Consider the following 17880-nt stretch of genomic DNA (forward strand, 5'->3'; position numbering starts at 1 on the left):
GAGAGAAATAAATGTCTGACTGAGCTAGGTTCGAGCCTGGAAATTAGACGAACCAACTCTATAAACCCAATCAGTTTCGGTAGCGATGTCACCTTGCCCTTGCCCCTTGCCTAAATAGCCTTTACTCACCGACGGGAGCCCATAGGTCGGGTTCAAGATCGGTAGGCCAGAGGTTAGAAACAGTCAATTCCCAACCGGGTAGCAAGTCGGGCAGGGTCAAGATGTCACCGTCTTCAAACACAATTGGCTCCCCTGTGGGGCGATAGACGGTCACGGTCCGTTTGCCTGGGTTGAGCAGAAGCCCAATTTGAACTCCCAATTCTAAAAATTGCTGCATTTTCTTGTGTAAAGACTGGTTTTGGTTAGCTTGAGCTTGAACCTCGACTACCAAATCTGGAACCAAGTCACTACAGGAGGGTGGGCATCGTCTGAGCCCTTCTTCTATCACAAGCGAAATTGCTGGGGCTCGCAGATCAGTACCTGGTAGGACAAAGCAACTACTAGACTCAAAGACCCGTCCCAATTTACGGGGTTTGATCCAATTGCGGAGCTGGCTAGCTAATTCTGTGCAGAGCTGGTTGGACTGGATGTTAGCCGGTCCTGTGATGATGATCTTGCCGTTTACTAGCTCCATCTGCCAGTCGGGATGCTCTGCCTGGACTTGCTCTAGGTCTGCGATGGTGAGGGACATGGGACCGCCTCTGGCCTCTTGATGCGCATGATACTGATTCAAGCGAATCGATGATAGGTCAATATTGCTGCCTGCCTGTCGGGTTCTTCGATCAATTTCAATAAGTTGGTAGTCAAAGCATTTGCTAAGGCTAGAAAAGCCAGGTCTAACTCATCTTGCAATCTACTCTACATGGTGAAGTTCTCGAAACCTGTAAGCAGGAGCCATTGCCTAAGTAAGGCTTTATGATTCGCGTAGGATTGCAATTTCAATTTAGAGAACTCATCTCCTAAGCAACTCTAGCCCTCAAACACCTTTATCTTATGGAGAGGGAGAGAGCCTTCTAGGTTCTCTGCATAATTTAATTTATAGCTAGGCTGGTTGCTTATATTAGCTGCTCTGGCACGGTCCCAATTTTAGTTGAAGTGAAATAGCTTAATCTCAATACATTTAGGAACATTTAGGAAGGATGCCGGAAAATTGAATATTGGCTAAGGATAAGGCAGGAGATCAAGTTCTTGAATGAATCGATAATCGCGCTGGTTCTTACTGAGCAAAGACATCTTGAATTCTATAGCAGTTGCAGCAATAAATGCGTCAGCAATCAAGAGACCGTGGCTAAGACGGTAGATGTGCAAGAGTTCTACTGCTCGCTCTGATATTGACCGGTTAAGGGATAATATCTCAAATCGTCGAAGGAATCGGTCTAAGCTCTGAAGCTCAAGCTGGTTGCGGCACCCAACGATCAATTCCATTTGGGTTATGACGCTGATTGCTAGGGTGGAGGTTTGCAACGCCAATTCAAGACGGCTAACTGCAGGCTGAACTCCACGCCCAACATCGATCAAGATATCAGTGTCTATTAAGAGGCGAGTCATTCAATCAAGCCATTCTCGCTGCCGCAGTGTGCGAACCCACTGGCCGCTGTCCTGAAAGTCTTCTCGATCTTTCCAAACACCAACAAAGGATTCCTGTTGCAAATCCTGATGAGTTAAAGGTTCAGGTGATGGGTCGCGCTGCTTCAGGAAAGCAATAAAGTCAGCTACTTCTTGTTGAGCGTTAGGAGGTAGGCTTGCAAATTGCTGCCGGAGACTTTCAAATTCCATATCTGCAAAGGTACGGACTTCACCCCTATCATAGCTTGAACTTAAAATTGGAGCTTTAGTAATCTGTTGCAGAGTCAATCTTTAGGTACAGAGTGTCGTGTGCATCGAAATCTTGCTGGAACTTGACGATATTCTAGTCCAATCTACAGTTCAAGTACTGAGTGTATAAGTAGTGCATAATTAATTTTGAATCAAAGCGGTGTAAGCAGAAGCTTTTTTAGTAGCTATTTGAATGAGTTTATCTATCTCGTTACAGAATTTCTCTAGAGCTTTTCAACGATTTGATTTGTTAGTTTTTAACAATAATGTTTCCGGCTCAGAACAACTTTGGCAGCAGGCTTGATTCTCTAGGGTCTGGGAAAGATCTGTTCCAACCTATTGGAAGTGCGTAGCTGATACTGTACATGAAACTTAATCCGGAAAACGGACTGTGGACCTGTGAGAAGCATAAAGGGATGCTCCGTTTTAGGGAGAAGTGCTTGTGTATGGGGATGTAGGTCATGGAGGCTTTGAGGAACAGTTCGGCCCAATTGGAGTTATATCTTTATGCTGTGGCTGTATTACAAGAAACTTTTTTAAAATCTTTACCTAAGGATGGCTCTTCCTTGGATAACAACCTGTCATAGTTTCCTAAGTGGTAGTGAAGCTTGAATAAGACGCCTGGACTTATGCCTGAGAAGCCTAGTGAAACTTCCATCGCAATGCTTTGGGCAAAGCGATACATTCGTTTTCTAGGTGAACCTACCTTTACAGAAGTAGACCAACGGGTACGAATTGGCTCAAGCCAAGATCTGCTTCATTTGCGCACGGCTCAGAAGGTTAAAGATAGCCTGTCACTGGTGCTAACCCAGGCTCTCTCGCTAACTCACCAATTTCTAGATGAGGTTATCCAACAGCAGCGCCTTGACCCACGCTATCTGGACCCGTTGCAGATTCTGGTCGATAACCGCAAGCTGTTTGAGATGGTGCTGGATGTCTTTAGGGAGGGACATGGTCCGGACCGGCTCTCTGTTCAGGGTAGTTGGGAGTTTGGTCGGGTGAGACAGCGCTATACGCAGCAGGATGGCCGCGTGTTGGGCTTTGTTGGCATGCACGTTCACTATGCGAGCCTGGGGTTGCTGGAGAAGCTGACTCTGTCGGAGCAGGCTTGTTTTGAACCTTACTTGCAGGTGATGATCGATCACTTATATATTCCGTTGCGGGCTTGTTATGAAGCGGCGGCGGAGCATGAGGAGGATTCGCTGGCTTTGCAGGCGGTTCAGGCACTATTACCCCGCAGTAGTGAGATTGCTAATCTGGTGTTTGAGCAAGCGTGTCTTCAGGTTCCGGGCTACCACAGTTACAGTGGTGAATTGATCTCGCCAGCGGTTCGGCAATCGACAATTCGAGATATTGAGATGTTCCAGGCTTATCTCTGTCTATGTCTGCTGGAAGACAATATTCGCTCGGTGCAAAGAGAGCTATTTCCTCTATGTGTGTTGCTTTACCCACGGCTTAAAGTGAGTTGGGAAATGGTTCGCCTGATGATCCGAGAAATTGAGATCAGTATGCAGCGGCTGATTCCCCGAGAGTTGGTTGGGCCATTTATGCCTTACTTGAGGGATATGAAGGATATGTTTTCTCCTGAGGTGTTTCAGGAGCTGGTGTTTATCAGTTCTTATGGGCGAAACAGCAGTTTTTAGAATTGGCGGCTTAGGTTTGTGCATTAGCCACGATCTTGGAGCATTGTCACTAGGATTCGCAGCAAATCCTCTAGATCTGCCGGGACTCGGTACAGGTTGATATCCTGCACAATTTGTTTGGTTTCGCGATGCAAGATGCCGAACTGCCAAATGTTGCCCATTGAAACTGCGCCATACAGAAGCGGAGTTTCGGAGGGGGACCAGAGATCAATTGCGATCAGTTCGACAGCTAGTTGGGTAAAGCCGCGTTGCAGGTCTGCGTTTTTGGCCTCAATCACCAGCAGTTGGTGTTCTGATTGCAGGTAGTAATCTAAGGTTCCTTTGAGTTGGTCATTGACTGTCAGAGGGTATTCAACTCTCAGCCGAGCATGAGTGTAATGGATTAGCTCCATCAAGACAGGTGCGATTAGAAATTCGCGTCGGGCAGTCTCACTGGTTAAGCTTAGATAAGGCAGGCTTTCTTCTAGGCGCTGCTTTAGGTCTTGTAGGCGTTCTAATGGTTGATCAGTTTTAGACAGTTCTAGAGCTTGCGGCTGAAATGTATAACCGAAATATCCCAGGATGTCTTCTGGCTCGTAGTTTAGTTTGAAGTAATCTGCAAATGTATAGGATTGACCGGTTTGGATAATGGCAGCTTTTGACATTTTTTTCCAGATTTTACTTTAAAGTTAGCAGCAAATTTTCTACTCATTCGAAATTGCGAGCACGTTTAACTTTCTGCCTACTATCAGCATCAATATCCCTAGCTCCTCTCTGATCATTGCGCAAGTCATTGTCCTCAATAATCCCTGAGCCCCCCTCGGATATCCGACTTGTCCTGAAAGATAGGAAATTTTTCGCCCGTTTGCACCTGCACCTCTGCTTCTAATCGTTTGCGGAAGGTAGTTAGCGCTTCATCATCGTGTTGGTCGTTGAAGCGGGCGTAACTCATGAACGCCGCTGGTTGCCGGTTAGACATCTGCAAATTTCAGAGGCAAAGCTTTCTCAAGTCTGGCTCTATCTAAACTCGTCTTGAAAGGGGGTGGGTAAGATTGAGCCCTCTCACTGCGAGCCTTAGAGCCTTTACGGTAGTCTCTAGTAGTCTCTTACAAGATGTCTAAGCGGGTTTCTGTCAGCTTCAAAAATTTCTGTTAGGCACTAAATTCATTCTCTTAAGCTGGGGCTAAGCCTGCCGAGGGTGGGACCATCTCCGTAACTTCTGGGATAAAGACTGTTAGCACTTGGGACAATTTCCGCGATTGCTGGGACGCCTGCTGTTTGGGGTGGGAGTTAACTTGCGTTTGGGTGGGACGAAGGGTGCCATTGAGACAACAAAGGCTTTACTGATTCGCACCCCTAGTCCCATCCTTTTCTCCAAGAGTCCCACCCCATGCGCCAACTTAGTTTCAATTTGCCTGAAGAAATCGTTTTACAGCAGGCCAAAGCCAAACTAGATATTGCCCGCGACCTGCTCAGCGACTTGGCGACTCTGGGCATGACCGAACAGTGGTTCGACCAGTTCGAAGCCTTGATTCAAGCTTACGAGCGCCTGCCCATTGACGATCGGTTGCTGTCGCAACAAAAAGCGCTCACGATTCACAAAGACAGCGCCCTTAAACAAGCCATAGATTGGAGCAGCCTTCTACGCGACCGCTGCAAATTTGCCTTTGGCAATACGCCCCACAATCCCTTTCCCACTAGCGACTTCCGCGCCAGCCTGCGCAGCGAAGCCAAGCTGCTGCAAATCTTGCCCAACCTAGTTGCCATTGCCAGCAGCTACGCCGAACTCCTCAAAACCCTGGGCCAACCCCACGACTACGCTGCCCAAGGACTCGCCCTGCGCGAACGCCTCGACCAACTCAACTGCCAGCAAGAGCAAGCCAAACGCCAGCGCAAGATCGCCACTGAAAACCGGCGTCAGGCGATTAGCGCCGTCTATGAGCGACTGACCTACCTCAACACCATTGGCCGCGCCGTTTATCGCAACCGGCCCGACCAGCGCGACCTGTTCAAAAATCCTAGCCGCCGTCCTGCCGCAGCAGCCAAGCCCAAAGTCTGATGGCCTTGGCACTACACCCCAATCTTTCCAGGTTTGATACTCTTAGCAAATCAAAACCCCACCCCCCAACCCCTGCCCCTAGTAGGCAAACGGGAGATCTGCTCCCCTCGCCACAACGGGGAGGAGCCCAGGGAAGGGTCTCGCTAACTTCTGCCCCTATCTATGCCCATTCAATTTGGTGAGCCTGGACTAACGGTTGAGCGCGACGTGGCCATCCCCATGCGCGATGGCGTCAACTTGCAGGCCGACATCTACCGACCGCAGGTGTCCGACCCCTTGCCAGTGCTGCTCATGCGCCTGCCCTATGGTCGCGCCATTGCTTCCACCGTCACCTACGCCCACCCCGCCTGGTACGCCCGCCAGGGCTACACGGTCGTAATCCAATCTGTGCGCGGCACCGACCGATCCGGCGGCGACTTTTACCCATTTGCTGCCGAATATGACGACGGCTACGACAGCGTGAAGTGGTGCGCTCAAGACCTGCCCGGTTCCAATGGGCGTGTGGGCATGTATGGCTTCTCCTACCAGGGCGTCACCCAGTTTCAGGCTGCCGTCGAGCAACCCCCAGGCTTGATCACGATTTGCCCCGCAATGGCCACCGCCGACTTTTACCATGGCTGGTACTACTTCGGCGGGGCCTTAGCCCTGGACTTTGCGCTGCCCTGGGGCTTGCAACTAGCCCAGAACAAAGCCTGGTTCCAGGGCATCGAACCCCAAGCAACCGATTGGCAAAAAGCTCAAGCCCAGATTGGCAGTTGGCTCGACAGCACCCCGCTTAACCAGTTCCCGCTCCTCAAAAGCAGCGAACTAGGGAGTAGTGAACTAGGGCAACACTATTTCGACTGGGTTAACAACCCGCAAGCCGATGCCGCCTACTGGCAGCAACTTAATCCCCTCTCGCGCTTCGAGCACTACAACCTGCCCGCCCTCCACATTGCTGGCTGGGCTGACTTATTCATCGAAGCCACCCTCAACACCTATACTCAGGCGCAGCAAGCTACTACTCAGCCCCAGAAATTGATCGTGGGGCCCTGGCGACATCTGCCCTGGCTGCGGCGAGTGGGCGAAGTCGATTACGGCTCAGCAGCCGTCGCCCAGATCGACCGAACTCAAGTGCGCTGGTTCGATTACTGGCTCAAAGGCGAAGCCAACGGCATTCTAGAAGAGTCGCCGGTTCAGTCCTTCTTGATGGGCGAGAACCGCTGGCTGGATCTCAGCCAGTGGCCGCCTGAAATCACCTCAACCCGTATCTATCTCCACAGCAACGGCATGGCGCACGGCCCAGATGGCGACGGCGTGCTCTCGACCGAACCGCCCACAGACCAGCCGCCTGACTTCTATATTTATGACCCGCGCATCCCTAACCCGAGCACTGCTTACGGCCCCTACGACCAGCGCAGCGTTCACCAACGCACCGACCTAGTTAGCTATTGCAGCGCTCGCCTGGATTACACTTTACCGATCGCAGGCACACCGGTGTTTGAACTGTATGCAGCCACCAGCGTCCCCGACACCGACTGGGTCGTCAAGCTCATGGACGTGGACGAGAACGGCAGTAGCTTGCTGATCACTTGTGGCGTATTGCGGGCGCGTTACCGTCACTCTTGGTCAGTACCGGAATGGGTGCCTGCCGACCAGGTACAGCGCTACCGCATCAAGTTGCGCCCGACCTGCCACAGCTTCGCCCCAGGGCATCATATGCAAATCACGATTGCCTCAGCTGCCTTCCCGCTAATCGACCGCAACGCCAACACCAAAGTCTGGCCCCACGAGGCACGAGTCAAAGACTTTCAGATGGCTACCCAGCAGATTCATCACAGCCCCGAGTTTCCCTCCTGCCTACACCTGCCGATGCTGGTTAGCTAAGTGACTGAGTGGGTTGGAGCTAAGCCGCGAAAAGCCTCCTCCTGCGAAGGGGAGATGGCAAAAATCGCAGTTTTCGGTTGAATCAAACTGGAGACCTTAACAGAGATGCCATGTTTTTGCAGCACAAAGAATCGTCAGAACTCGTGGAAGTGGTGGGAGTGACAGAACTAGTCAACCCCGCACAATCCCAAGTTCGCGCTAAATCCCAATCCGGTCAGGAAGAACAAGATTCAGCCAGCTTCGAGAAGTCAGAACTCGTGTTTCCTAGTGGCGAAAGTCTGCCCCGTTGTTGGGTTGATCCGCACTACAAAAACGCCTAAACCTCCATTTCCCTCTCTTTCCTGCTTCGAATCATCCCAACTCTGAAAGAGAGGGGCTCACCGTTTGCGGCTCTTGTCACTTAGCCCTAAAGGCTAAAACCCTCAGGGCTATAGAAAGAGCCATACAAGACCCTATAAAAGCGTTACAAATAAGGCCGATCTAGATCCCAAGCTTTGGCCTGGGCCAAAATATGTTGCGCTACTTCAGCTTTGCGTAGCCCGGTATAACGATCTATCTCGTGCGCATCAAAGCTCAAGTTATAGCAGTCTACACAGGCTCCCTCAGCACTAGAAACATAAACTAATCCCAATTGAGCCCGCAAATTCTCGGCGGTGTCAAAGGGAGTTGTCTTCAAGCGAATATGGCCGTTGGTCGGTAGATTAGCATCCAAGATGCGGTCGCCCAAACTCAACCAATAGTAAGGACCCGGCGAGTGCGGGAATTCACGCGTGGGTATGAAAGCCCAACCCTGATATTCCTTCGCTTCTGCATTTTGTACCCGAGGCAAATCAGGGTAGCGTTCCGGATCTAAATAGAGAACACCCCTGCAAACTGCAGGCGCTAAACCCAACTGCGCCAGCGCATTGCCTAACACCTCGCAGGACGGGCCACAATCTCCCTCGAAATGGCATTCCGCCAGCCCCATAGCGGCGTAGCCCTTCAAAACAGCAGAGAGAGTATTTTCATCGCAAGACAGAGTTTGGGTCATAGCCATAGCAGCCCTAGCCGAGGTAAAAGACCATATACACTGGGCGATGCCCAATATCTTCTCGGTCTAAATCCAGTCTAGGGGTCACCTGCTGCGCCATCGCAACTGCTCATAAATATTCTCATAAACGTTCAACGTTCTAAATACGCAAATTCAAGTTGAGTTCACGTCGGCAGCTTAAAAGTTTGCATTAAAGCTTGAGGTTGGGCAGGGCTAAGGTGAGAGTTGAGTAATTCGGGGCAGCCTCTTCATTAGCAACACAATTAGCAACACACCTAGTAACAAAGCTTGGATAGCTTTAAGGACGAGCGATGAGCCACTGGCTCCAGGCCCAACCACCTCTATCATTTCTGCCACCTGCCTTCAACCCCTGGGTTTTGCGTCTGACTTGCTTGGCCCTACCCGGCTGGCTACAGCTACGAACTCAGGTTGCACAAATCGAAACACGAAACCTGGAAACTCTAGCGAAACTGTACCAGGAGTTCCAAACTGGCAAGGTTCGTTTTTTGTTGGCCTTTCGGCATCCCAGCGCCGATGATCCCTTCAGCTTGTTATATCTACTTAACCTGGCGGTGCCTCAAGCAGCCCGACGGTTTGGCATCCCCTTGCAGCCTCCCACCCACGCCCATTTCATCTATGACCGAGGCATTCCCTTGTGGGCGGGGCAGTTCGTCACCTGGCTCTATCCTCGCCTGGGCGCTACCCCAATCCAACGGGGCAAGGTCGATCGCACAGGCTTGCGCTCAGCCCGCGACTTGTTTATGCATGGGCGCTTTCCCCTAGCCGCCGCTCCAGAAGGCGGAACCAATGGACATGGCGAAGTCGTAAGCCCCTTGGAACCAGGCATTGCCCAATTGGGCTTGTGGTGTGTCGAAGATCTAGCAGCGGCAGGGCAGCAGGCCGAAGTCATGTTGGTGCCGCTGGGCGTTCAGTACAGCTACGTCAACCCACCTTGGGCCGCAATCGACCGACTGCTGAGCCAGATGGAAGCGGATTGTGGTCTGTCTGTGGTGCCGTCGCCGCCTAGCCAGGAAGACCAGACCCGCCGAGTCAGGTTGCTGCGCTTGGGCGAGCACTTGCTGCGCACGATGGAAGAGTTTTACCACCGCTTTTACGACCAGCCATTGCCCGAGGAGTCCTCAGCTTCGGCCCCTACCAGCGATGCAGCCTTTAGCCAACGCTTGCAAACCCTGATGAATACTGCTCTGCGGGTGGCAGAGCAATACTTCGATCTGCCTGTGAAGGGGACTGTGATTGATCGTTGCCGCCGTCTAGAGCAGGCAGGTTGGGATCGAATTTTTCGGGAGGACTTCAAACAGCCCGAACGTTTGCCGCCCTTGGTTCGAGGGCTGGCAGATCGGGTAGCGGAGGAGGCTAGCTTGCGCATGTGGCACATGCGCCTGGTGGAGAGTTTTGTCGCGGTTACCGGCAACTATGTACAGGAGCGCCCAACCGCAGAACGGGTCGCTGAGACCGCGCTGCTCCTTTGGGATACGCTGGCCAAAATCAAGGGCAATCCCCGGCCACGACCGCGCTTGGGACGACAACGGGTACTGCTAACGGTGGGAACCCCCTTGTCGGTGAGTGAACGTGCCCGATCGATGCAGGGTCGTCGGGCTGCCAAGCAGGTAGTAGCTGACCTAACCCGCGATCTACAAACCAGCCTAGAGTCATTGATCGTGCCCCTCAGCTAGCAGACTTCTCGCAGTAAGGACGGCAGGACTGCTAGCGCACTTCCGGATGAAGGCAGCCTGAACTGGTATTAGTTACAAATCAGCCCAACCAATTAGCCCCAACCAATCAGCGCAGACTTCAGAGTCATTGAATTCAGAGTCATTGAATTAGGAGCTACCAACTGTATGAGCGTTGCTAAGATTCTGTGGCAGGAGAACGCCGATTTGGCTCGGGCCATCCTGGAGCATCGCTTTGTACAGGGCTTAGGTGATGGCACACTGCCACGGCCTAGCTTTGAAAATTATATTGGTCAAGATGCTTATTTCTTAGAAGCCTTTGCCCGAGGCTATGCCCTAGCTCTAGCTCATAGCCCAGACCGCGAAGGGCTATATGCATTCGCAGAACTGCTGATTGGCGTCACCAATGAGCTTCGCCTCCACGCTAGCTATGCGGACCGTTGGGGTGTAGAACTCACCGACATTACCCCCAGCGAGGCGACTCTCGCCTACACCGACTTTTTGCTGGCGATTGCTGGAACGCGGACCATTGGTGAGATCTGCGCGGCGATGACGCCCTGCATGCGGCTATATGCCTTCTTGGGGCAGCAGTTAGCCGAGGCCAAACCAGACGCGCAGCATATCTATGCAGAATGGATCCACACTTACTCCGATCCCAGCTTTGAGGCTCTGGCGCAGCGACTGGAGGATTTGCTCGACCGTTATACCAATGATGGTCCGGTGCTGCGCTACATCTACCGGCGCGCCATGCAACTAGAGTTGGGCTTCTTTGAGTACAACTCCTAAGATCTCCCAGTTCTTGAACTCGGGATTCTTGAGATTCAATTCTTGCCAAATGTAACGTTGGTTGGCCAAACGTTACATTAACTGGAAATCCAGGGTCTCTGCTTGCCAACCGTCTGTAGCCTTGTTAGGCTGAGGGCTATGAAGAATTCTCAGTTCTGGTACAGCTTTACCTTTAGGAGCGCCACAGGGGTGCGCCACAGGTCAGGCTGACGAAAATACCAGAACTTCGTTAACACTGAACCCGCCTCCCCTAGAAATTTGGGAGGCGGGTTTTTTTGTGGTTCCAGTTCATTGCTCTAGTCCAGTTCTCTAAAAGTTCATTCTTCAACCGTTACTCACTCACTCTCACTCACTTAAACGGAGACCTCGCTATGATTATCGTGATGGAAGCTGATGCTAGCGAACAACAGATTGCCGAGATTTGCGCCTACGTGCAAAATCTCGGCTTCGAACCGCACCGCTCTCAAGGCGTCGAGACAACAATTGTGGGCATTATCGGCGATGACCGCCGCCTAGATGCCAATGTCTTTCGCGCTCTTGAGGGAGTAGGGCAAGTGATTCCCGTACTGAAGCCCTACAAGCTCGCTAGCCGCGACTTCCAACCTCAGGACAGCCTGGTCGATATTGGCAACGGCGTGGTCCTGGGTGGACCTGAAGTAGCGGTGATCGCTGGTCCCTGCTCCGTTGAAGGAGAGCAAGCGATTCTGGAAGCAGCTCAAGCTGTCAAGCAGGCTGGTGCCGTTGCTCTGCGGGGCGGTGCCTACAAACCGCGCACTTCCCCTTACGGATTCCGGGGTTTGGGGGAAGTAGGGCTGGATTATCTGGCGTCAGCCAGAGTTGCTACGGGCTTGCCGGTTGTCACCGAGGTGATGTCGCCTGCTCAGGTTGAGTATGCCTGCGAACGCGCTGATGTCCTGCAAATTGGCGCTCGCAATATGCAGAACTACGATCTGCTGCTGGAAGTAGGCCGCACCCGCAAGCCTGTGATGCTGAAGCGGGGCCTGTCGGCCACGATGAATGAATTTCTGTTGGCAGCAGAGTACATCCTGTCTCAAGGCAACTGGCAGGTGATTCTGTGTGAGCGTGGCATTCGCACCTTTGAAACCCACACGCGCAACACGCTCGACCTCAATACCGTCGTCGCACTGAAGGGACTGACCCACTTGCCAGTCGTCGTTGATCCCAGCCACGGCACCGGCAGACGCGAACTGGTGTTGCCGATGGCGCGTGCTGCGGTGGCCTGTGGCGCAGATGGCATCATCGTAGAAGCTCATCCCATCCCAGATGCCTCCATCAGCGATGCCCAGCAGGCGATTAGCCCAGCGATGCTAGCGGAGCTGGTGAAGGATGTTAAAGCAATTAGCCAGGTCGTACGTAAGATGGCAGTAGTAGCGTAAACTGCTTTTAATTTCTTCTTAACTTACGATTGCAAGCCAGAACCTCAGCTTTGTCTAGGGCTCTGGCTTTTGTTTTTCTCACCTTAAAGAAGGATGACAATCTACCCAGATTGACTCACTCCAGCAGCTAGCTGAAGCAAAAATGTAACATCAGATACGATTGGCCCCAGACACGGGTGATTTAATGACCAGCGTGTAATCGAGTAGCGCCAATGCTGCTCGCGTCCCTGTGAAGAGCGCTCAAGATGGGACCGCACAGAGTCAACATCACTCAGTGGAGCACTCAATGACTCGACAGTTTGGTCGGCGCAAGTTTATTAAATACGGCACTATTGCTCTTGGCAGCAGTGCTTTCCTCAAGGCTTGCTCAGGAACCACGGGCAGTACGACGGGTACCGCAACTCCTGCGGCTACTGAAGCCGCAGCTACGGCTGCAGGCGGCGAAACCATTAAGGTTGGCATCTTGCACTCACTAAGCGGCACGATGGCAATCAGTGAAAAAAGTGTGGTCGATGCCGAACAACTTGCAATCGCCGAGATCAATGCCGCTGGTGGCGTTTTAGGTAAGCAAATTGAAGCCGTTGTTGAAGACGGCAACTCTGACTGGCCAACTTTTGCCGAAAAGGCCAAGAAGTTGATCGATCAAGACAAGGTGGCCACGGTGTTTGGTTGCTGGACTTCAGCCAGCCGCAAGGCTGTGCTGCCAGTCTTCGAAGAGAAAAACCACATGCTGTGGTATCCCGTGCAATACGAGGGCCAAGAGTGTTCCAAGAACATTTTCTATACCGGCGCTGCTCCCAACCAGCAAATCGAGCCTGCAGTTGATTGGCTGCTGAAGAATAAGGGCAAAGACTTCTTCCTAGTTGGTTCTGACTACGTTTTTCCCCGCACCGCCAACACAATCATCAAAGCGCAATTAGAAGCGCTAGGTGGTAAGACGGTGGGTGAGGATTACTTACCCTTAGGCAACACGGAAGTAACGCCGATCATCACCAAAATCAAGCAAGCTCTGCCCAATGGCGGCGTGATCTTTAATAGCTTGAATGGAGACAGCAATGTTGCCTTCTTCAAGCAATTGCAGGGTGCTGGCCTGGGACCGGATAAGTATCCCACCATGTCGGTCAGTATTGCCGAAGAAGAAGTGAAGGCCATTGGCGTTGAGTACCTTAAGGGCCACTACGCTGCCTGGAACTACTTCCAAACGGTGGACTCACCTTCCAGTACCAAGTTTGTGGAAGCATTCAAGGCCAAGTACGGCTCCGACCGTGTGGTCAACGACCCGATGGAAGCTGCTTACATCATGGTCTACCTGTGGAAGCAATCAGTTGAGAAAGCCGGTAGTGCTGATGATCTCGAAAAGGTACGCGCCTCAGCCATTGGTCAAACCTTTGATGCGCCCGAGGGCAGAGTGACAATGGAGAGCAACCATCACCTGGCTAAGTTTGTGCGATTGGGTGAAGTCAGAGACGATGGTTTGTTCGAAATCGTTTACGAAACCAAGGAAGCGGTCAAGCCCATTCCCTGGAACCAGTTTGTAACTGAAACTAAGGGTTTTGCTTGCGATTGGTCAGACGCAACTAAGGGTGGCAAATACAAGATCTAAGCCGTGACATGAGGGCAATTCGCGTCGGCTAAAACTTGCGCGAATTGCCTTTACATACCAATGCCCAAAGAAAGGGCAAAAGAGAAAGGGCAAGAGGAAGGGTAAATTGCTACAGCTTCTAGATGGTCTGTTCAACGGAGTCAGCATTGGCTCTGTTTTGCTATTGGCAGCGCTGGGGCTGGCAATTGTATTTGGGCTGATGGGCGTGATCAATATGGCCCACGGCGAGTTAATGATGTTGGGAGCCTACACTACGTTTGTGGTGCAGAACGGCTTCAAGTTGCTGGGAGGACCTTGGTTCGAGCTCTATATCCTCTTTGCCCTGCCTCTAGCTTTTATAGTCACGGCGCTAGTCGGCCTAGTGCTGGAAAAAGGGGTAGTGCGTTACCTCTACGGACGACCGCTAGAAACCTTATTGGCAACTTGGGGCGTGAGCCTAATTTTGCAGCAGTTTGTGCGTAGTGTGAATTGGGTTTTAACCATCAGCATCGCGCTCTTCTGTTTACTTTTTTTCGGTGGCTTGCAGCTTCTGCGCACTCGCTCTAATTTCGATCAGATCCGTAACTGGGCGATTGCCATACTGCTGCCACTCTCGCTAGCTATTGTTAGCTTGACAGGCGTCTTTCTATCGCAGACTTACAAGCTAGCGGTGACGAGACCCTGGTTTGGAGCTCAAAATGTGGACGTAACAGCACCGAGTTGGCTACGAGGTGGCCTGCCGATTGGTGCTTTTCAACTGCCTTATGCTCGTCTGTTCATTATTGTCTTGACGGCACTTTGCGTTGCCGGAGTTTACCTATTTCTACTGCGTTCGCCTTGGGGCTTACGGATTCGAGCAGTCACCCAAAATCGCAGTATGAGCGCTTGCCTGGGCATCCCAACGCAGAAGGTAGATGCGCTCACCTTTGCTCTTGGATCTGGGCTAGCTGGCGTTGCTGGTTGTGCCGTTAGTCTCTTAGGTTCGGTGGGTCCAAATACGGGCCAGAACTACATCGTGGATACGTTCATGGTGGTCGTGGTCGGTGGAGTTGGCAAGTTGGTGGGCAGTGTAGTGGGGGCCATGGCAATTGGCGTTGCTAGTTATCTCATTGGCTCCGGCACGCTGGCCTTATTGCTGGCACCCATTCAACCCTTGGCTGACTTTTTCACCTTCTTCGCCACAACCAGTATGGCGAAGGTGATGGTGTTTATTCTGATTGTCACTTTCTTGCAATACCGACCTGCGGGCATCTTCCCACAGAAAGGACGAACCGTTGATGCTTAGAGGATGCGGCTGCTATGGCTGATGCGGCGATTGGAAGGCCAGGGGTTGATGTTGCTAAACGACGGGCCTTGTTGCTGGAAGTAGGGGTAGTCGCGTTGATCGCGCTGGCACTGATTTTTATCGCACCAGCTCTGCTGTCGGGCTTTCGGATGAACTTGTTGGGGCGATTTTTGGCCCTGGCAATTGTAGCGTTGGGCATCGACCTGATTTGGGGTTATACCGGCATGCTCAGCTTGGGGCATGGCGTGTTTTTTGCCTTGGGTGGTTACGCCCTGGCTATGCACTTAAAGTTGCAAATTCCCCTTGATGCCAGCGTGCAATTGCCGGAGTTCATGACGCTCTATGGTGTGACCGAACTGCCCTGGTTTTGGCGACCGTTTTACTCCTTTAGCTTCACGTCCTTAGCAGTGTTTCTGGTACCCGCATTGCTAGCAGCAGTGCTGGGCTATCTAGTGTTTCGCAATCGCATCCGGGGCGTCTATTTCTCGATTTTGACCCAAGCAACGACGATTATTTTCTTCAATTTCTTCAATGGTCAGCAAAAGCTGATCAATGGCACCAACGGCTTGACCGATTTCAAGACCCTGTTTGGCGCAGCAGTGAGCGATGCACGGTCTCAGTTTATCTTTTACACTGCAACAGTGCTGCTTTTAATCGCTGCTTACGGGCTCTGTCGCTGGTTGACGAGTGGCCGCTTTGGCCGTTTGTTAATTGCGATTCGAGATGATGAGAGCCGAGTGCGGTTTTCGGGCTACGATCCCACTGGTTTTAAGGTCTTAGTCTTTGCTGTCTCAGCAGCCCTAGCAGGAGTTGCAGGAGCCCTGTATACCGTTCAGTCCGGCATCATTTCCCCGAAGGCAATGGACATTGCCTTTTCGATTGAAATGGTGATTTGGGTGGCGGTGGGCGGGCGCGCCAGTCTAGTTGGAGCGGTGCTAGGAGCAGTGCTAGTGAACTATGCCAAGAGCCTGCTGAGCGAGCAATTTCCCGATGTGTGGCTGTTCTTTCAAGGCGGACTATTTTTGCTGGTAGTCATGGTTCTGCCCAATGGTTTGGTGGGCTGGTTGCGGCATCAAGGTGTGGGGCAGCTACAAGCTTTGCGGTCTCGATGGAAACAACCCCTGCCCAGGAGCACGACATGACAAGAATTCTAGAAATCGAGAATTTGACAGTTAGTTTTGACGGCTTCAAGGCGCTGAACCATCTAAATTTCAGCATGGAGACGGGCGAGTTGCGGGTGGTCATTGGCCCTAATGGTGCGGGCAAAACCACGTTCTTAGATGTGATTACAGGCAAAGTCAAACCGACTGAAGGACGCGTTTTATTTAAAGGCCGTTCGTTACGCTCATTTTCTGAACATCAAATTGCTGTTCACGGCGTAGGTCGCAAATTCCAAACGCCTCGTGTGTACCTGAATTTAACGCCCCGCGAGAATTTGGAGTTGTCGTACAACCGCCACAAAAACGTATTTTCAACCCTGCTTGAACGACCTTCAGTTACAGAACGCCACAAAATCGCCGACCTGCTCGCCACGATTGGCTTAACCCAAAAAGCGGATATCCAAGCCGGTTTGCTATCTCATGGCGAGAAGCAATGGCTAGAGATTGGCATGGTGATCGCCCAGGATCCCGATTTGCTTCTGGTAGATGAGCCAGTTGCGGGGCTAACCGATGAGGAAACCGAAAAAACTGGCGAGCTACTGATGTCGTTGGCAGGCCAACATTCTGTGTTGGTCATTGAGCATGACATGGTATTCGTGCGTCAGATCGCACGCACCGTTACTGTGTTGCATGAGGGATCCCGGCTTTGCGAAGGCACCATTGATGATGTGCAAAATGACCCTCAAGTGATTGCAGTTTATCTGGGCCAACCCGAAACTGAACATCAAGCCGAGCGCCAGAACGAATTGGTCAATGAGGTGGCAGGCTAAATGACCCAAACCCAGCGCTTAGACCCAGCCGATACAACCACTGTATCGATGCTAGAGGTTAGTAACCTCGACGTTTATTACGGCCAGAGTCACATTCTTCGCAATGTCGAGTTGGTGGTGCCTCAAGGCAAAATGGTTTGCCTGATCGGGCGCAATGGTGTTGGCAAAACCACCCTGCTCAAAACTGTGATGGGCTTGCTGAATCCACGGCAGGGGGTGATCCGTTTGGGTGGTCAAAACATCACCCGCCTCAGGCCTGATCAACGGGCTAAGCAGGGGATTGGTTATGTCCCGCAGGGACGCGAAGTTATTCCTCGGCTGACAGTGTTTGAGAATTTATTACTGGGTCTGGAAGCCCGGAGCGGTCGAGGGAGCAGCACGAGAACAGTCCCCGATGAGATCTTTGAACTCTTTCCAGTCTTGCGGACCATGTTGGGTCGAATGGGTGGCGATCTGAGCGGTGGGCAGCAGCAGCAACTTGCCATTGCTCGGGCACTAATGTCGTCGCCACGCCTATTGGTGCTCGACGAGCCGACCGAAGGCATTCAACCCTCGATCATTCTGGAAATTGAGTCTGCTGTGCGTCAGATTATCAAAACCCACAATATCTCGGTTTTGCTTGTTGAGCAGCATTTGCATTTTGCGCGTCAGGCCGACATCTATTACGCCATGCAAAAGGGAGCCATCGTCGCATCAGGAACGACCGATGAACTCTCCAATGACGTTATCCAACGTTTTCTGGCGGTTTAAAGTGTAACTCCAACGGGATAAACCCAAGCAATCACCCGAGGGTTGCACTCAAAGCCCATAACACAGA

The 17880-nt window shown here is 51.9% G+C and carries 18 protein-coding genes; 12 read left to right on the forward strand and 6 right to left on the reverse strand.

The genetic code is table 11. The features are described from left to right. Window positions 1–121: 121 nt before the first annotated feature. The 3 genes from H6F94_RS07815 to H6F94_RS07825 form a co-directional block, all read right to left on the reverse strand. On the reverse strand, window positions 122–691 hold the full coding sequence (locus H6F94_RS07815; protein WP_190801649.1) for a Uma2 family endonuclease: 570 nt from the start codon (window positions 689–691) through the stop codon (window positions 122–124). A 470-nt stretch (window positions 692–1161) separates the two neighbouring features. Continuing rightward, window positions 1162–1548 carry a type II toxin-antitoxin system VapC family toxin gene (locus tag H6F94_RS07820; protein WP_190801650.1) on the reverse strand — a complete coding sequence of 129 codons (387 nt, stop codon included), beginning with the start codon at window positions 1546–1548 and terminating at the stop codon, window positions 1162–1164. Next, complete coding sequence (locus tag H6F94_RS07825) at window positions 1549–1776, reverse strand: DUF2281 domain-containing protein (RefSeq protein ID WP_190801651.1); 228 nt, start codon at window positions 1774–1776, stop codon at window positions 1549–1551. It abuts the gene before it with no gap. Between the two features lie 668 nt (window positions 1777–2444). On the opposite strand from H6F94_RS07825, the gene H6F94_RS07830 reads away from it, so the two are divergent. Further along, window positions 2445–3458: a hypothetical protein gene (locus H6F94_RS07830; RefSeq protein WP_190801652.1), complete on the forward strand. Its 1014-nt coding sequence runs from the start codon at window positions 2445–2447 to the stop codon at window positions 3456–3458. Between the two features lie 23 nt (window positions 3459–3481). Here H6F94_RS07830 and H6F94_RS07835 read toward each other — a convergent pair whose 3' ends face one another. Both H6F94_RS07835 and H6F94_RS07840 read right to left on the reverse strand, forming a co-directional pair. After that, on the reverse strand, window positions 3482–4102 hold the full coding sequence (locus H6F94_RS07835; RefSeq protein WP_190801653.1) for a hypothetical protein: 621 nt from the start codon (window positions 4100–4102) through the stop codon (window positions 3482–3484). A 134-nt stretch (window positions 4103–4236) separates the two neighbouring features. After that, window positions 4237–4416 (reverse strand): hypothetical protein, encoded by a 180-nt coding sequence (locus tag H6F94_RS07840; RefSeq protein WP_190801654.1) that lies wholly within the window; start codon window positions 4414–4416, stop codon window positions 4237–4239. A gap of 411 nt (window positions 4417–4827) precedes the next feature. Here H6F94_RS07840 and H6F94_RS07845 point away from each other — a divergent pair, with 411 nt between their 5' ends. The 3 genes from H6F94_RS07845 to H6F94_RS07855 all read left to right on the forward strand — a co-directional run bounded on the left by H6F94_RS07845 (window position 4828) and on the right by H6F94_RS07855 (window position 7682). Next, a complete protein-coding gene (locus tag H6F94_RS07845; protein ID WP_190801655.1) occupies window positions 4828–5496 on the forward strand; it encodes a hypothetical protein in 669 nt (222 codons plus the stop codon). Window positions 5497–5658: 162 nt separating this feature from the next. After that, on the forward strand, window positions 5659–7362 hold the full coding sequence (locus H6F94_RS07850) for a CocE/NonD family hydrolase (RefSeq protein WP_190801656.1): 1704 nt from the start codon (window positions 5659–5661) through the stop codon (window positions 7360–7362). 110 nt (window positions 7363–7472) lie between these two features. Next, window positions 7473–7682: an acetyltransferase gene (locus H6F94_RS07855; RefSeq protein ID WP_190801657.1), complete on the forward strand. Its 210-nt coding sequence runs from the start codon at window positions 7473–7475 to the stop codon at window positions 7680–7682. Between the two features lie 143 nt (window positions 7683–7825). Here the strand turns inward: H6F94_RS07855 and H6F94_RS07860 are convergent, their stop codons facing one another. Then, entirely contained in the window at window positions 7826–8398 is a 573-nt protein-coding gene (locus H6F94_RS07860) for a hypothetical protein (protein ID WP_190801658.1), read from the reverse strand. Window positions 8399–8703: 305 nt separating this feature from the next. Here H6F94_RS07860 and H6F94_RS07865 point away from each other — a divergent pair, with 305 nt between their 5' ends. The 8 genes from H6F94_RS07865 (at window position 8704) to urtE (ending at window position 17813) form a co-directional block, all read left to right on the forward strand. Beyond that, on the forward strand, window positions 8704–10086 hold the full coding sequence (locus tag H6F94_RS07865) for a 1-acyl-sn-glycerol-3-phosphate acyltransferase (protein WP_190801659.1): 1383 nt from the start codon (window positions 8704–8706) through the stop codon (window positions 10084–10086). A 165-nt stretch (window positions 10087–10251) separates the two neighbouring features. Then, window positions 10252–10869, forward strand: a complete 618-nt coding sequence (locus H6F94_RS07870; protein ID WP_190801660.1) for a TenA family protein — start codon at window positions 10252–10254, stop codon at window positions 10867–10869. 371 nt (window positions 10870–11240) lie between these two features. Continuing rightward, a complete protein-coding gene (gene aroF, locus H6F94_RS07875; RefSeq protein ID WP_190801661.1) occupies window positions 11241–12266 on the forward strand; it encodes a 3-deoxy-7-phosphoheptulonate synthase in 1026 nt (341 codons plus the stop codon). A gap of 286 nt (window positions 12267–12552) precedes the next feature. Next, complete coding sequence (urtA, locus tag H6F94_RS07880; RefSeq protein WP_190801662.1) at window positions 12553–13869, forward strand: urea ABC transporter substrate-binding protein; 1317 nt, start codon at window positions 12553–12555, stop codon at window positions 13867–13869. A 106-nt stretch (window positions 13870–13975) separates the two neighbouring features. Next, window positions 13976–15133, forward strand: a complete 1158-nt coding sequence (locus H6F94_RS07885) for an ABC transporter permease subunit (RefSeq protein ID WP_190801663.1) — start codon at window positions 13976–13978, stop codon at window positions 15131–15133. Between the two features lie 14 nt (window positions 15134–15147). Further along, window positions 15148–16275, forward strand: a complete 1128-nt coding sequence (gene urtC / locus H6F94_RS07890) for an urea ABC transporter permease subunit UrtC (RefSeq protein ID WP_190801664.1) — start codon at window positions 15148–15150, stop codon at window positions 16273–16275. Next, on the forward strand, window positions 16272–17063 hold the full coding sequence (urtD, locus tag H6F94_RS07895; protein WP_190801665.1) for an urea ABC transporter ATP-binding protein UrtD: 792 nt from the start codon (window positions 16272–16274) through the stop codon (window positions 17061–17063). The genes urtC and urtD overlap by 4 nt, the downstream gene beginning before the upstream one ends. Then, the gene (gene urtE / locus H6F94_RS07900; protein WP_242041042.1) at window positions 17064–17813 is read left to right on the forward strand and encodes an urea ABC transporter ATP-binding subunit UrtE; all 750 of its coding nucleotides are present in this window, start codon (window positions 17064–17066) and stop codon (window positions 17811–17813) included. Window positions 17814–17880: the final 67 nt, after the last annotated feature.

It is taken from the genome of Leptolyngbya sp. FACHB-261 (assembly GCF_014696065.1).
In the GTDB taxonomy this organism is placed as follows: Bacteria; Cyanobacteriota; Cyanobacteriia; order FACHB-261; family FACHB-261; genus FACHB-261.

Coding starts and splice junctions, on each gene's coding strand:
- H6F94_RS07840 (WP_190801654.1), bottom strand. CDS start 4,416: ATGTCTAACCGGCAACCAGCGGCGTTCATGAGTTACGCCCGCTTCAAC.
- aroF (WP_190801661.1), top strand. CDS start 11,241: ATGATTATCGTGATGGAAGCTGATGCTAGCGAACAACAGATTGCCGAG.
- urtC (WP_190801664.1), top strand. CDS start 15,148: ATGGCTGATGCGGCGATTGGAAGGCCAGGGGTTGATGTTGCTAAACGA.
- H6F94_RS07820 (WP_190801650.1), bottom strand. CDS start 1,548: ATGACTCGCCTCTTAATAGACACTGATATCTTGATCGATGTTGGGCGT.
- H6F94_RS07845 (WP_190801655.1), top strand. CDS start 4,828: ATGCGCCAACTTAGTTTCAATTTGCCTGAAGAAATCGTTTTACAGCAG.
- H6F94_RS07815 (WP_190801649.1), bottom strand. CDS start 691: ATGTCCCTCACCATCGCAGACCTAGAGCAAGTCCAGGCAGAGCATCCC.
- H6F94_RS07835 (WP_190801653.1), bottom strand. CDS start 4,102: ATGTCAAAAGCTGCCATTATCCAAACCGGTCAATCCTATACATTTGCA.
- H6F94_RS07830 (WP_190801652.1), top strand. CDS start 2,445: ATGCCTGAGAAGCCTAGTGAAACTTCCATCGCAATGCTTTGGGCAAAG.
- urtD (WP_190801665.1), top strand. CDS start 16,272: ATGACAAGAATTCTAGAAATCGAGAATTTGACAGTTAGTTTTGACGGC.
- urtA (WP_190801662.1), top strand. CDS start 12,553: ATGACTCGACAGTTTGGTCGGCGCAAGTTTATTAAATACGGCACTATT.
- H6F94_RS07825 (WP_190801651.1), bottom strand. CDS start 1,776: ATGGAATTTGAAAGTCTCCGGCAGCAATTTGCAAGCCTACCTCCTAAC.
- H6F94_RS07860 (WP_190801658.1), bottom strand. CDS start 8,398: ATGGCTATGACCCAAACTCTGTCTTGCGATGAAAATACTCTCTCTGCT.
- urtE (WP_242041042.1), top strand. CDS start 17,064: ATGACCCAAACCCAGCGCTTAGACCCAGCCGATACAACCACTGTATCG.
- H6F94_RS07850 (WP_190801656.1), top strand. CDS start 5,659: ATGCCCATTCAATTTGGTGAGCCTGGACTAACGGTTGAGCGCGACGTG.
- H6F94_RS07865 (WP_190801659.1), top strand. CDS start 8,704: ATGAGCCACTGGCTCCAGGCCCAACCACCTCTATCATTTCTGCCACCT.
- H6F94_RS07855 (WP_190801657.1), top strand. CDS start 7,473: ATGTTTTTGCAGCACAAAGAATCGTCAGAACTCGTGGAAGTGGTGGGA.
- H6F94_RS07870 (WP_190801660.1), top strand. CDS start 10,252: ATGAGCGTTGCTAAGATTCTGTGGCAGGAGAACGCCGATTTGGCTCGG.